Origin of the sequence: Azospirillum sp. A23 (assembly GCF_042938965.1) — a bacterium.
Taxonomy (GTDB): Bacteria; Pseudomonadota; Alphaproteobacteria; order Azospirillales; family Azospirillaceae; genus Azospirillum; species Azospirillum melinis.
Genome location: NZ_CP170667.1, coordinates 2566489 through 2579982, shown reverse-complemented (window position 1 = coordinate 2579982; position 13494 = coordinate 2566489). Strand labels below are relative to the sequence as shown.

The following is a 13494-nucleotide window of genomic DNA, read 5'->3' as shown; positions in this document are numbered from 1 at the left end:
GAGTGAAACGCTTGGCGAATGGATGTTTCCTTCGATCTGCAGGGGCGTTGGGCGTCCGGTTCCTCGACCCGGTTCACCAACAGCGACGTTCACGGTATAAGGGCCCGTGATCATCAACCGGCGTTGCCGTCTATGATTGTGCTCGACATCGCCACCGTGCTGTTTCTGTACCAGTCGTCACTTCTGGTGGGGGCGGCCGTCTTTCTGCTCGCGCGGTTGCGGGACGTCCCCGCATCGGGATTCGGCACGCTGGCGGCGGCATTTTCCCTGGTGGGGTTCGGCGGCGTCCTGGCCGGCTTCGGCGAGCATGCCATGCTGCCGAAGCCGGTCTGGACCCTGGGCAGCCTGACGCTCGGTGTGGTCGGGCATGGATTGCTGGCGCTGGGGATGGAACGCCTGCGGTCCGGGCGCCTGCCGCAGGCGTGGCGCCTGCTGGCGGTCTATCCGGTTTCGGTCTGGATCGTCGCCTGGGCGACCGGCTTCCACCTGGACAACCAGCTCCGCGCCACATTCTTCCATCTGAATGCGGCGCTTTGCCTGATGCTGGCGGCGCGGATCGTGACGCGGCTCCGGCGGGTCGAGCAATTGCCGTCCTGCCGGCCGCTGGCGGCGGTGCTGGCGCTCAGCGGGGCGTCGTTCCTGCTGGGGGCTGCGGCCATTCTCTTCGCCGCGGATTTCGTGCCCTGGCTGGCCTGGGAGTTCTTCATCCAGATCCTGGGCAATTTCGCCGTCTCGATCCTGATCTACAGCGTCGCGACCGACCGGGCGGAGCGCAAGCTGAGCCTGATGGCGGAACTGGACAGCCTGACCGGCATCGGCAACCGGCGCTGGCTGGAACGGATGCTGCCCGGCCATCTGCGTCCCGGCGACACTGTCTTCTGCATCGACCTCGACCATTTCAAGCGGATCAACGACCGGTTCGGCCATGCCGCCGGCGACACCGTGCTGGTCGCCGTGGCGGCGACGCTGCGCAACCTGAAGCGCCCCGACGATGTGCTGGCGCGGATGGGCGGGGAGGAGTTCCTGCTGTTCCTGCCGGAATTGCGGACATCCGACGTGCTGCCGGTCGCCGAGCGGATCCGCGAGGCGATCCAGGCGATCCCGTTCCAGCACCAGGGAAGCGCGCTGGGGGTGACGACCAGCATCGGCGTCGCCCAGGTCGTCCGGCTGGGGGAGAAATGGCCCGACCTCGTCCATGCCGCGGACATGGCGCTCTACGACGCCAAGCGCGACGGCCGCAACCGTGTCGCGCACGCGGCGCAGGTTCCCCACGACCTCATGCCGGCGTAAGAAGGGGATGACGGTTGCACGAAGGCGCAATCCGTCGCCTCAACTGTTCCCACCCTATTCCCCGCGCGCGAAAGGTGCCGTCCGATGTCCGATCCGATCCTGGTGATTGGGAACAAAGCCTATTCGTCCTGGTCGCTGCGCCCCTGGCTGGCCCTCAGGCAGGCCGGGGTCGCCTTTGCCGAGACGGTGATCGTCCTGCGCCAGCCGGACACCGCCGCGCGCATCGCCGAACAGTCGCCGTCGGGCCGCGTGCCCGCCCTGATCCATGACGGGCTGACCGTCTGGGATTCGCTGGCGATCTGCGAGTATGTGGCGGAACTGGCGCCGCAGGCCGGGCTGTGGCCGGCGGACCGGGCGGCGCGGGCGGTGGCGCGCTCGGTGTCGGCGGAGATGCATTCCGGCTTCGTCTCGCTGCGCACCACCATGTCGATGGACCTCAAGCGCGACCGCAAGGGTCAGGGCATGACCGAGGCGACCGCCGCCGACATCGCCCGGATCGAGTCGCTGTGGGACGATGCCCGCACCCGCTTCGGCGGCCCGGCCGGCGGACCCTTCCTGTTCGGCGGCTTCACCATCGCCGACGCCATGTTCGCCCCGGTGGTGACGCGGCTGGAGACCTATGGCGTCGCGGTGTCGCCGGTGTCGCGCGCCTATATGGACGCCGTGCTGGCTCTGCCGGCGATGCGGGACTGGATCGCGGCGGCCAAGGCGGAGCCGTGGGAATTCGAACCGTGAGCTTCACCGTCCGCACCGCGCGGCCGGAGGATGCCGCGGCGGTGGACCGGGTGCTGTCGGCCTCCTACCCGGCCCTGATGCCGGCCGGCTATCCGGCCGAGGTGATGGAGCGGGTGCTGCCCATCATCACCCGGTCGAATCCGGCGCTGCTGGGCGCCGGCACCTATTATCTGGCGGAGGCCGCGGATGGCACGCCGGCGGGCTGCGGCGGCTGGAGCTTCGACTGGCCGGGCGAGCCGGCGCGTCCGCAGCAAGCCGGGTTGGCCCATGTCCGGCACTTCGCCACCCATCCCGGCTGGCTGCGCCGCGGCGTCGGACGGGCGCTGCTCGACCGCTGCTTCGCCGATGCCGCCGATGCTGGTGCATCGCGGATGCTGTGCTACGCCAGCCTGGTGGCGGAGGAGTTCTATGCCTCCGCCGGCTTTGTGGCGACCGGCCGGAATTCGATGGAGTTTCCGCCGGGCAACCGCTTCGACAGCATCGTGATGGAGCGGGGTCTTTAGCCAGGCTTCGCCCCGCTGAAACGGAAAACGGCGCGCCGTCCTGCCGGATGGCGCGCCGTTTTCGTGTCGGCCCTCCGCCCCGCCGGTGAGGGCGGGGCAGGGGTGGTGTCGGTCACTCCGCCGGGATGGCGCGCGGCAGGGTCACCGGCACGGCCAGACGGTGCAGCATCTCCTTCGGAACCACCTGCCAGAAGTGGCCGAGTTCACGCTGCCAGTCGTTGAGGATCTCCGCGGCGAAACGGCTCTGCGTCTCGGCGACGTGTTCCTCGATCAGCGCGCGGAGCTGGGCCTCGTAATGGGGCACCTCGATCCGCTGGAAGATGACGCTCTCCTCGTTGATGAAGAGCGGCAGCGAGTCCTCCGGGTCGTAGATGTAGGCCATGCCCCCGGTCATGCCGGCGCCGAAATTGTCGCCGACCTTGCCGAGGATCACCGCCGTGCCGCCCGTCATGTACTCGCAGCCGTTGGAGCCGCAGCCCTCCACCACCACGGTGGCGCCGGAGTTGCGCACCGCGAACCGCTCGCCGGCCTGGCCGGCGGCGAACAGCTTGCCGGCGGTGGCGCCGTACAGCACCGTGTTGCCGATGATGGTGTTCCTGTTCGACTCCAGCGGGCTGCTGGTCGCCGGACGGACGACGATGGTGCCGCCCGACAGGCCCTTGCCGACATAGTCGTTGGCGTCGCCCATCACCTCCAGCTTGATGCCCTGGACCGCGAAGGCGCCCAGCGACTGGCCGGCGGTGCCGCGCAGACGGACGGTGATGTGGCCGGGCTGCAGCCCGAACATGCCGAACTTCCGCGTCACCATCGAAGACAGCCGCGTGCCGATGGCGCGCTGCGTGTTGCGGGCGTTGTAGGCGAGCTGCATCTTCTCGCCTTCCTCGAACAGCGGACGGGCATCGGCGACGATGCGGGCGTCCAGCGTGTCCGGCACCTCGTTGCGGCCCTGGAGCGTGCAGTAGCGCGCGTTCTCGCCGGGATCGACCTGGGCCAGCAGCGGGTTGAGGTCGAGGTCGTCGAGGTGGGCGCCGCCGCGGCTGACCTGATGCAGCAGGTCGGTGCGGCCGATCACCTCGGTCAGCGAGCGGAAGCCCAGCTTGGCCAGGATCTCGCGGACCTCTTCGGCCAGGAAGGTGAAGAGGTTGACGACCTTCTCCGGCGAGCCGACGAACTTCTCGCGCAGCTTCTCGTCCTGGACGCAGACACCGACCGGGCAGGTGTTGGAATGGCACTGCCGGACCATGATGCAGCCCATGGCGATCAGGCTGGCGGTGCCGATGCCGAACTCTTCCGCGCCCAGCATGGCGGCGATGACGATGTCGCGGCCGGTCTTCAGGCCGCCGTCGGTGCGCAGCCGCACGCGGTGGCGCAGCTTGTTCAGCGTCAGGACCTGATGCACCTCCGACAGGCCCATCTCCCAGGGCAGGCCGGCGAACTTGATCGAGGTCTGCGGGCTGGCGCCGGTGCCGCCGGAGTTGCCGGAGATCAGGATGATGTCGGCATTTGCCTTGGCGACACCGGCGGCGATGGTGCCGATGCCCGACCGGCTGACCAGCTTCACCGTGACCTTGGCGTCCGGGTTGATCTGCTTCAGGTCATAGATGAGCTGCGCCAGATCCTCGATCGAGTAGATGTCGTGGTGCGGCGGCGGGCTGATCAGCATGACGCCCGGCGTCGAGTGACGCAGCCGCGCGATCATCTCCGTCACCTTGAAGCCGGGCAGCTGGCCGCCCTCGCCGGGCTTGGCGCCCTGGGCGACCTTGATCTCCAGCTCGCGGCACTGGTTCAGGTACTCGGCGGTGACGCCGAAGCGGCCCGACGCCACCTGCTTGATGGCGGAGTTCCAGTTGTCGCCGTTCTTGTCGGGACGGAAGCGCGCCGGATCCTCGCCGCCCTCGCCCGAGTCGGACTTGGCGCCGATGCGGTTCATCGCGACGTTCAGCGTGCCGTGCGCCTCGGGCGACAGTGCGCCCATCGACATGCCCGGCGTGATGAAGCGCTTGCGGATCGAGGTGATGCTCTCGACCTCGTCCACCGGAACGGCGGCCTTGGTGGTGCGGAACTCCAGCAGGTCGCGCAGCTGCATCGGCGGCCGCTTGTTCACCTGCTCGGAATACTTCTTGAAGGTGGTGTAGCTGTCGTTGGTGACGGCCTGCTGCAGGGTGTGGATGATCCCACCCTCCCAGCCATGGCGGTCGCCCGACTTGCGGAAGCGGTAGAAGCCGCCGACCGGCAGCGGCAGCGCCTCGCCGGCATAGGCCAGCGCATGCTGCTCCAGCACCTTCTTCTGGATGCCGTTCAGGCCGATGCCGGAGATGCGGCTGACCATCGCCGGGAAATGCTCGGCGACCAGGGCGCGGCTGAGGCCGATGGCCTCGAAGTTGCCGCCGCCGCGGTAGCTGCTGATGACCGAGATGCCCATCTTGGACATGATCTTCAGCAGGCCGTCGTCGATGGCCTTCTTGTAGTTCGTCATCGCCTTTTCCAGCGACAGCGAGCCGAGGAGGCCGCGGCGCTGGCGCTCGGCCACCGCCTCCTGCGCCAGATAGGCGTTGACGGTGGTGGCACCGACGCCGATCAGCACCGCGAAGTAATGGGTGTCCAGGCATTCCGCCGTGCGCAGGTTCAGCGAGGTGAAGGTGCGCAGGTTGGAGCGGATCAGGTGGGTGTGGACCGCGCCGGTCGCCAGGATCGCCGGGATGGCGGCGCGGGCCGGGCCCATCGCCTCGTCGGTCAGGGTGACGTGGTTGGCGCCGCCGCGCACGGCGTCCTCCGCCTCCTGGCGGATGCGGCGCAGCGCGTCGCGCAGCGCGTCGGGGCCGCCATCCACCGGGAAGGTGGCGTCGATCACCGCCGCGGTGTCGGCCATATAGTCCCGCATGGCGTGGAATTCGGCGGTGGTCAGCACCGGGCTGTCGAGTTGCAGCAACCGAGTCTGGCTTTCATCCTCGTCCAGGATGTTGCCGAGATTGCCGAGACGCGTCTTCAGGCTCATCACCCGGCGCTCGCGAAGCGAGTCGATGGGCGGATTGGTGACCTGGGAGAAGTTCTGGCGGAAGAAATGGTGCAGGCCGCGGTACTTGTCGGACAGCACGGCGATGGGGCTGTCGTCGCCCATCGAGCCGACGGCCTCCTTGCCGTCCTCCGCCATCGGGTGGAGGATCAGCTCCATGTCTTCCATGGCGAGGCCGAAGGCCATCTGGCGGCGGCGCAGCTCCTCCTTCTCCATCTCCGACGGCTCGCCCTTCAGCGCGGCGGTCTTCACCAACTCGTCCAGATGGGTGGTGTTCTTGACCCACTGGCCCCAGGGCTTCTGGGCGGCCAGATGGTCCTTCAGCTCACGGTCGTTGAACAGCTTGCCGGCCTGGAGATCGACGGCGATCATCTCGCCCGGCCCGAGGCGGCCCTTCTCGACCACCTGGTTCTCCTCGATCTTGACCATGCCGGTCTCGGAGCCGCCGATGATCAGGCCGTCGGTGGTGATGGTGTAGCGCATCGGGCGCAGGCCGTTGCGGTCCATGCCGCCGACGACCCAGCGGCCGTCGGTCATGGCGAGCGCGGCCGGGCCGTCCCACGGCTCCATGACGGAGTTGCAGTAGGCGATCAGCGCCTTGTGGTTGTCCGGCGTGGTCTGCGAGCTGGTCAGCGCCTGCGGCACCAGCATCATCTTGACCATCGGCGCGCTGCGGCCGGCGCGGACCATCACCTCGAACACGGTGTCGAGCGCGCCCGAGTCCGACAGGCCGACGCCGATCACCGGCTTCAGGTCGCCCATGTTGGCGCCGAACACCGGATGCTCCATCCGCGTCTCGTGCGCCTTCATCCAGTTGACGTTGCCCTTCAGCGTGTTGATCTCGCCGTTGTGGGCGAGCATGCGGAAGGGCTGGGCCAGCGGCCAGGTCGGGAAGGTGTTGGTCGAATAGCGCTGGTGGTAGATGGCAAAGGACGACTCGAAGCGGTCGTCGGTCAGGTCCGGGTAGAAGGTGGACAGCTGTTCGGCGAGGAACATGCCCTTGTAGATGATCGAGCGCGCCGACAGCGAGCAGATGTAGAAGTCGTTGATGCGCTCGTTCTGCACCGCCTTCTCGATCCGGCGGCGGATGATGTAGAGGTCGAGTTCGAACTGCTCGTCCGACACACCCTTGGCGTTGCCGATGATGATCTGTTCGATCTCGGGCCGGGTGGCGTTGGCCTTCTCGCCGATGATGTCGACGTTGATCGGCACCTGACGCCAGCCATAGATGTAGTAGCCGAAGGCCAGGATCTCGGTCTCGACGATGCAGCGGCAGGCTTCCTGGGCGTCCAGGCTGATGCGCGGCAGGAAGACCTGACCGACCGCCAGATTGTTCTCCGGCGGCAGGTGGCCGATGATCTTGACGTGGTCCTTGAAGAACTTCTGCGGCACCTGGACATGGATGCCGGCGCCGTCGCCGGTCTTGCCGTCGGCGTCCACCGCACCGCGGTGCCAGACCGCCTTCAGGGCTTCGATGCCTTTTTCGACCACCGAGCGGCGGGGCTTGCCGTCGATCGCGGCGATGAAGCCGACGCCGCAGGCGTCGTGCTCGTCGGCCGGATTGTAGGCGTGGGCAGTGGTCAGCGCCGCGGCGTTGGCGCGGAAATCGGCGACGAACTGCTCACCCTGGTTCAATTCGGTGGTCATGGAACGACCCTTTCACAGTCTGGACGTGGACCTGGGGGGCCGAAGGGAAGGCCCCCTGGGGTAGACGGTGGTACTGATAGCGGAAGGAGGAAGCGCCTTATTCGGCGGCAACGGCCAGCTTGGGCGCGCCGACGGTCTGGGCGTAGGCGTGCATGGCGTCGGCGGCGTCGCGGCCGTCGCGGATGGCCCACACCACCAGCGAGGCGCCGCGGACGATGTCGCCGGCGGCGAAGACGCCGTCCAGGCTGGTCATCTTGGTGCGGTGGTCGACCAGCAGCGTGCCCCAGCGGGTGACGGTCAGGTCGGGCGAGCCGAACATGCCCGGCAGATCCTCCGGCTCGAAGCCCAGCGCCTTGATGACGAGGTCGGCCGGCTCGGTGAAGTCGGAGCCCTCGATCACCTGCGGGGTCTGGCGGCCGGTGGCGTCGGCGACACCCAGATGGATGCGCACGGCGCGCACGCCGGTCACCACGTCGTCGCCGGTGAAGGCCTCAGGCGCGGCCTGCCAGACGAACTCGACGCCCTCCTCCTCGGCATGCGCCACTTCGCGCTGCGAGCCCGGCATGTTCTTGCGGTCGCGGCGGTACAGGCACTTGACCGAGGTCGCACCCTGACGGATCGCCGTGCGGACGCAGTCCATCGCGGTGTCGCCGCCGCCGAGCACCACCACCTTCTTGCCGGCGGCGTTCAGCGAGCCGTCCTCATAGGCCTCCATGGAATCGCCGAGACCGACCTTGTTGGAGGTGGTCAGGTATTCCAGCGCCGGGACGATGTTCTTCAGCCCCGAGCCGGGGGCCTTGATGTCGCGGGCCTTGTAGACGCCGGTGGCGATCAGGATGGTGACGTGGCGCTCGCGCAGCTCGGCCAGCGAGGCGTCGCGGCCGACCTCGAAATTGGAATGGAAGATGACGCCGGCATCGGCCAGACGCTGGACCCGGCGGGCGACGACGTCCTTCTCCAGCTTGAAGCCGGGGATGCCGTAGACCAGCAGGCCGCCCATGCGGTCGTAGCGGTCGTAGACATGGACCTCGTAGCCCTTGGCGCGCAGCTCCTCGGCGGCGGCGAGGCCGGCCGGGCCGGCACCGACCACGCCGACCGACAGGCCCAGCTCGCGGACCGGCTTGCGCGGCTTGACCCAGCCGTTTTCCCAGGCGGTGTCGTTGATGTACTTCTCGACCGAGCCGATGGTGACGGCGCCGTGGGTCGACTGCTCGATGACGCAGTTGCCCTCGCACAGCCGGTCCTGCGGGCAGATGCGGCCGCAGATTTCGGGGAAGTTGTTGGTGGCCTGGGAGACCTCGTAGGCCTCCTCCAGACGGCCCTCGGCGGTCAGCTTCAGCCAGTCCGGGATGTTGTTGGAGACCGGGCAGTGCACCTGGCAGAAGGGAACGCCGCACTGCGAGCAGCGGTTGGCCTGCTCGCCGGCGCGCTCGTTGCTGAAGCGGGCGTAGATCTCGGCGAAGTCCTGGCGGCGGTCGGCGGCAGACCGCTTGTCGGGCATCTTCTGCGCGGTGTGCACGAAGCCCAACATTTTCTGGTTCGCCATGACGTCTGCTCCTTGCTTCGCGGCCCCGCCCGCTGTCGCGGGGGCATCGCCTTGCTGGGCCTGACCGGGGGCTGCGGCTATGGCCTACACCGACCGGCTGGGTTGAAATCGAACGTCCGCGAAGTGGCGGACGCTCGTCATATAACGCATGCGCCCACACCGCGGAAGCACAAAAACACCGATAGGTCCGGTTTGTTGACCTTTTCTTCCGCAAGGCTGTAATGCGTGGGCGTGGCGGTGGGGTGTCACAAAAACGCGACAGAAAATTAGTCCCAATTCAGGACTATCGCCCGAATAGGGGTACCGACCCCACGCCATCGCCAAGCCCGGCCACGGCCTGCTATAAGCGCTGCAACATTCACCGTGCCGAAGGCTGCGTGCCGCGATGATGATCGATCAATATCTGGACGCCACCCTCCTGGGGCTGATCGAGGGGCTGACCGAGTTCCTGCCCGTCTCCTCCACCGGCCACCTGATCATGCTGGACGAACTGCTGGGCTTCGAGGGCCCGCCCGGCAAGGTGTTCGAAGTGGTGATCCAGCTCGGTGCCATCCTGGCGATCTGCGTGGTCTATTTCCAGCGGCTGTGGCATGTCGCCACAGGGCTGAAGGACGACCCCGGCGCCCGGCGTTTCGTGATGGCGGTGGTGATCGCCTTCCTGCCGGCGATGGTGCTGGGCGCCGGTCTGCACGGCATCATCAAGTCGGTGCTGTTCAACCCCACCGTGGTCAGCATCGCGCTGATCGTCGGCGGCATCGCCATCCTGCTGGTGGAGCGGCTGATCCCGGTGGCGCGCTATCACAAGATCGAGAATTTCTCCGCCCCGCTGGCGCTGAAGATCGGCTTCTGCCAGTGCCTGGCCCTGGTGCCGGGCGTGTCGCGGTCGGGCGCCAGCATCCTGGGGGCGCTGCTGATGGGCGTCGACCGCAAGGCGGCGGCCGAGTTCTCCTTCTTCCTGGCGGTGCCGACCATGGCCGGCGCCACCGTCTACGACCTCTACAAGAACTGGTCGGTGATGAGCCTGGACAGCGGCCTGCTGATCCTGGTCGGCTTCGTCACCGCCTTCATCGCCGCGGCCCTGGTGGTGAAGACGCTGGTCGACTTCGTCGGCCGCTACGGCTTCACCCCGTTCGGCTGGTACCGCATCGCCGTCGGCACCGGCATGCTGGCGTTCCTGTACCTGTAAGGAAGAGGGCCGCGACTGCGGCCCCGCAGGCCCATGCCTGCGAAGGCAAGCGGCCGGATAGCCGCGCCCGCCGATTGAGGGCAAAAAAGCTAAGCCATCCGCCGCGGCACCGCACGGGCCGCGGCGGCGGCCATGCCCAGCGCCAGCAGCGCGATCATCGCGAAGGCGGTGGCGAGGCTGGTGGCCTCGGCGATGAAGCCGACCAGCGGCGGACCGGCCAGCACGCCGGCATAGCCCATGGTGGACACCGCGGCGACCGCATGATCGGGATGACCGCTGTCCACCGACCCTGCCGTGCTGAACAGCACCGGGACGATGTTCGAGAGGCCGATCCCGGTCAGTCCGAAGCCGACCATCGCCAGCACCGGCGCTCCCCCCGCGACAATCCCCCCGGCCAGCACGCAGCCCAGACCGGCCGTGGCCAGCAGCCCGCCGGCACGCATCAGCGTCGCTCCGCCGAAGCGGTGGCGCAGCCGGTCGCCGCTGAACCGCCCGGCCGCCATGGCGGCGCAGAACACGCCGAACCCCATGCCGGCGATGGAGGCCGGCGCGCCCAGATCGTCGCGCAGATGGATGGCGCTCCAGTCCAGGATGGCGCCTTCGCCCATGAAGGCCATGGCGGCGAGCAGGCCGAGCAGCAGGGTCTTGCGGTCGGGCAGCACCAGCCCGCCGCCGCCGGCGTTGCGGTCGGGCAGGAAACGCCCCTGCAAGGCCAGGAACAGCGCCAGAAGCCCGGCCGACACCAGCCCGGCCTGCGCCGCCGGCGGCATCAGCGGCAGCAGCAGCCCGCCCAGGCCCGCTCCGGCCAGCCCGCCCAGACTCCACATCCCGTGCAGCGACGACATGATCGGCCGGCCCATCCGCCGCTCCACCAGAGCGCCCTGGGCATTCATCGCGACGTCCATGGTGCCGCCCGACGCGCCGAACAGCGCCAGCACGATGCACAGCGTCATCACGTCCGGCACCAGGGAGGGCAGGGGAAGCAGCCCGGCGAACAGCAGGGCGGTCACCCGCGTCACCGGCGCGCTGCCCAGCCGGCCCAGCAGCGGCCCGCTGGCGATCATCGCCGTCAGGGCGCCGACGGCAAGACAGAGCAGGGCGGCACCCAGCACCGCCGGGCTGAGGTCGAGCCGGTTCTTCAGCAAGGGGATCTGCGTCGCCCACACGCCGAAGACGGTGCCGTTCAGGAAGAAGGCGGCGACGGTCGCCCAGCGCGCGGCCGATGCCTGTTCCGCCATCCGGCCCGACACGCCCCGGATATCCTCTGCTCCCGTCATCACCGTTCCCGCCGTGGTTGAACCGCCCACATGACGGCGGCGGCGGGGGAATTCAAGCGGCGATGGGGCAGGCGTGCCATGCCCGCGGCGGGAGCGTCATGGCCCGGGCAAAAGGCTGGGCAAAGGAAAAGCCCCGGCGCAGCGGCCGGGGCTTTCGGAAGGCACTGGGAACGGAACCGCCCGTCAGTGGGCGTTGCCTCAATGGGCGTTGTTGGTCATGCCGCTGTACTTGCCGCCGACGATGAAGCGCGACAGGTAGGTCGGCAGGATCACCTCGCAGGCCGCCAGCTCGGCGATGCCCAGATCCTTGAAGCCCAGCGCGCCCGGCGAAACGACGTTGTCCTGCTTCAGCAATGCCACCTGATCGCGGGTCAGGGCCGGGGCCAGCACCGGCACCTTCTCCAGGATGCCGGCCAGCGACTCGGCGGCGCTCCAGGGGATGGTCACCAGCGGGCGGTGGCGATGGATGTTCTTCTGGGTCAGCTCCAGCAGTTCGCGGAAGGTGTAGACGCGCGGACCGCCCAGCTCGTAGGTCTTGCCGCGGCTGGCATCGCTGTCCAGCGCCGCGATCACGGCGTCGGCCAGATCGCCGACATAGACCGGCTGGAACAGGGTCTTGCCGCCGCCGATCAGCGGCAGGGCCGGGGCCTTCTGCGCCATCGCAGCGAACTTGTTGAAGAAATTGTCCTCCGGCCCGAAGACGATGCTGGGGCGCAGGATGGTCGCCGCCGGGAAGGCGGACAGCACCGCCTGCTCGCCGGCCGCCTTGGAGCGGGCATAGACCGACGGCGAGGAGGCGTCGGCGCCGATGGCGGAGATCTGGACCAGCCGGTTGACGCCCGCCGCGGCGGCCAGCCGGGCGATGCGCGACGCGGCGTCGACATGCACGCCCTGGAAGCTCTGGCTCCCGCGCTCGTACAGCACGCCCAGCAGGTTGATGGCGACATCCGCCCCCTGGAGGGCGCGGGCGACCGACACGTCGTCGGTGCAGTCGGTGGCGAACGGCACGATCTGGCCGACGGCGCCGGCCGTCTTCAGGAAGCCGGCCTTGCCCGGGTTGCGGGTGGCGATGCGGATGAGGGCGCCCGACTTGGCGAGGCGCCGGATCAGGTGGCGGCCGATGAAGCCCGAACCGCCGAACACCGTGATAACCTGAGTGCGATAGGACATCGACCGTCTCCCGTGTCGTTGCGCGCCGAAACCGGGGTCTTCGCGCTTTCAGCGCGCGCCCCCGCGCGTCGTCCGACTGTGTGTCGCCATAGAGGACTGCTGGAACTGCGGCCATGCTTATAGCGAATGGACCGCCCCCAATCTAGGGACTGCATCGCCGCGGCCGGGGCCCTGAGGGCGAAAACCCGCGATGCGGCAAAAAAATGAAAGGCTCGGAAAAAAGCTGTTGACGCCCCCCGGAAGGATCATTAAACAACCGCCCACACACCGAGCACCGAGCCCAGGTGGCGGAATTGGTAGACGCGCAGGTTTCAGGTACCTGTGGCAGAAATGTCGTGGAAGTTCGAGTCTTCTCCTGGGCACCATTTCTTTCTACCCGGCTGCGCCGCATGCACAGCTCCTTCGATTGAGAAGGAGGACGTGCAGAGCGGCGTTCGTCGTTTCTAGGGTCCATGGCCGGGGGCCTGACCACCCCGGGACGCGACCATGCCCATCGACCTTCATGACGGCGACCTCCCCGACGGCCTCGACCTCGGCGCCGGCGCCCGCGACAACTGCGTCGCCATCGACACCGAGACCATGGGGCTGAACCCCCACCGCGACCGCCTCTGCCTGGTGCAGCTGTCGGCCGGCGACGGTGCCGTCCATCTGGTGCAGTTCCGCCCCGGCCAGTACGAGGCGCCGAACCTGAAGCGCCTGCTCACCGATCCCACCGTGACCAAGCTGTTCCACTTCGCCCGCTTCGACGTGGCGGTGATGAAGGCCTATCTGGGCGTCGGCTGCCAGCCGGTCTACTGCACCAAGGTGGCCTCCAAGCTGGTCCGCACCTTCACCGACCGCCATGGCCTGAAGGATCTGTGCAAGGATCTGCTGGGCGTGGAAATCTCCAAGCAGCAGCAGTCCTCCGACTGGGGCGCGCCCGAGCTGACCACCGACCAGATGAAGTACGCCGCGTCGGACGTGCTGCACCTGCACGACCTGAAGGCGAAGCTGGACGTCATGCTGGCGCGCGAGGGCCGCACCCATCTGGCCCGGGCCTGCTTCGACTTCCTGCCCGCCCGCGGCGAGCTGGACCTCGGCGGCTGGGAAACCCCGGACATTTTGGCGCACTGACGGCCGACCCCTTC

At 68.3% G+C, this 13494-nt stretch carries 9 protein-coding genes and 1 tRNA gene; 6 read left to right on the top strand and 4 right to left on the bottom strand.

Annotation, left to right across the window (positions count from 1 at the left end; genetic code table 11):
* Window positions 1-132 precede the first annotated feature (132 nt).
* The 3 genes from ABNQ40_RS29595 (at window position 133) to ABNQ40_RS29585 (ending at window position 2528) form a co-directional block, all read left to right on the top strand.
* Complete coding sequence (locus ABNQ40_RS29595; RefSeq protein WP_158285637.1) at window positions 133-1290, top strand: GGDEF domain-containing protein; 1158 nt, start codon at window positions 133-135, stop codon at window positions 1288-1290.
* A gap of 84 nt (window positions 1291-1374) precedes the next feature.
* A complete protein-coding gene (locus ABNQ40_RS29590) occupies window positions 1375-2025 on the top strand; it encodes a glutathione S-transferase family protein (protein ID WP_109490473.1) in 651 nt (216 codons plus the stop codon).
* The gene (locus ABNQ40_RS29585) at window positions 2022-2528 is read left to right on the top strand and encodes a GNAT family N-acetyltransferase (RefSeq protein ID WP_109490474.1); all 507 of its coding nucleotides are present in this window, start codon (window positions 2022-2024) and stop codon (window positions 2526-2528) included. Before ABNQ40_RS29590 ends, ABNQ40_RS29585 begins: the two co-directional genes overlap by 4 nt.
* Window positions 2529-2640: 112 nt before the next feature.
* Here the strand turns inward: ABNQ40_RS29585 and gltB are convergent, their stop codons facing one another.
* Window positions 2641-7188 carry a glutamate synthase large subunit gene (gltB, locus tag ABNQ40_RS29580; RefSeq protein WP_109490475.1) on the bottom strand — a complete coding sequence of 1516 codons (4548 nt, stop codon included), beginning with the start codon at window positions 7186-7188 and terminating at the stop codon, window positions 2641-2643.
* Window positions 7189-7285: 97 nt separating this feature from the next.
* Window positions 7286-8734: an NAD(P)-dependent oxidoreductase gene (locus ABNQ40_RS29575; RefSeq protein WP_109490476.1), complete on the bottom strand. Its 1449-nt coding sequence runs from the start codon at window positions 8732-8734 to the stop codon at window positions 7286-7288.
* Between the two features lie 385 nt (window positions 8735-9119).
* On the opposite strand from ABNQ40_RS29575, the gene ABNQ40_RS29570 reads away from it, so the two are divergent.
* On the top strand, window positions 9120-9920 hold the full coding sequence (locus ABNQ40_RS29570; RefSeq protein ID WP_109490477.1) for an undecaprenyl-diphosphate phosphatase: 801 nt from the start codon (window positions 9120-9122) through the stop codon (window positions 9918-9920).
* An 89-nt stretch (window positions 9921-10009) separates the two neighbouring features.
* On the opposite strand, the gene ABNQ40_RS29565 is transcribed toward ABNQ40_RS29570, so the two are convergent.
* Entirely contained in the window at window positions 10010-11197 is a 1188-nt protein-coding gene (locus tag ABNQ40_RS29565) for an MFS transporter (RefSeq protein WP_109490478.1), read from the bottom strand.
* Window positions 11198-11395: 198 nt separating this feature from the next.
* Entirely contained in the window at window positions 11396-12367 is a 972-nt protein-coding gene (locus tag ABNQ40_RS29560) for a complex I NDUFA9 subunit family protein (RefSeq protein ID WP_109490479.1), read from the bottom strand.
* 278 nt (window positions 12368-12645) lie between these two features.
* Between ABNQ40_RS29560 and ABNQ40_RS29555 the strand changes: the two genes are divergently transcribed.
* Together ABNQ40_RS29555 and ABNQ40_RS29550 are read left to right on the top strand one after the other, a co-directional pair.
* Window positions 12646-12732 (top strand) — tRNA-Leu (locus ABNQ40_RS29555).
* Between the two features lie 121 nt (window positions 12733-12853).
* On the top strand, window positions 12854-13480 hold the full coding sequence (locus ABNQ40_RS29550) for a ribonuclease D (protein ID WP_109490480.1): 627 nt from the start codon (window positions 12854-12856) through the stop codon (window positions 13478-13480).
* Window positions 13481-13494: the final 14 nt, after the last annotated feature.

Excerpts from the sequence above, each read along its gene's own strand:
- ABNQ40_RS29595 (WP_158285637.1), top strand. The coding sequence starts at position 133 with ATGATTGTGCTCGACATCGCCACCGTGCTGTTTCTGTACCAGTCGTCA.
- ABNQ40_RS29590 (WP_109490473.1), top strand. The coding sequence starts at position 1,375 with ATGTCCGATCCGATCCTGGTGATTGGGAACAAAGCCTATTCGTCCTGG.
- ABNQ40_RS29565 (WP_109490478.1), bottom strand. The coding sequence starts at position 11,197 with ATGACGGGAGCAGAGGATATCCGGGGCGTGTCGGGCCGGATGGCGGAA.
- gltB (WP_109490475.1), bottom strand. The coding sequence starts at position 7,188 with ATGACCACCGAATTGAACCAGGGTGAGCAGTTCGTCGCCGATTTCCGC.
- ABNQ40_RS29570 (WP_109490477.1), top strand. The coding sequence starts at position 9,120 with ATGATGATCGATCAATATCTGGACGCCACCCTCCTGGGGCTGATCGAG.
- ABNQ40_RS29560 (WP_109490479.1), bottom strand. The coding sequence starts at position 12,367 with ATGTCCTATCGCACTCAGGTTATCACGGTGTTCGGCGGTTCGGGCTTC.
- ABNQ40_RS29550 (WP_109490480.1), top strand. The coding sequence starts at position 12,854 with ATGCCCATCGACCTTCATGACGGCGACCTCCCCGACGGCCTCGACCTC.
- ABNQ40_RS29575 (WP_109490476.1), bottom strand. The coding sequence starts at position 8,734 with ATGGCGAACCAGAAAATGTTGGGCTTCGTGCACACCGCGCAGAAGATG.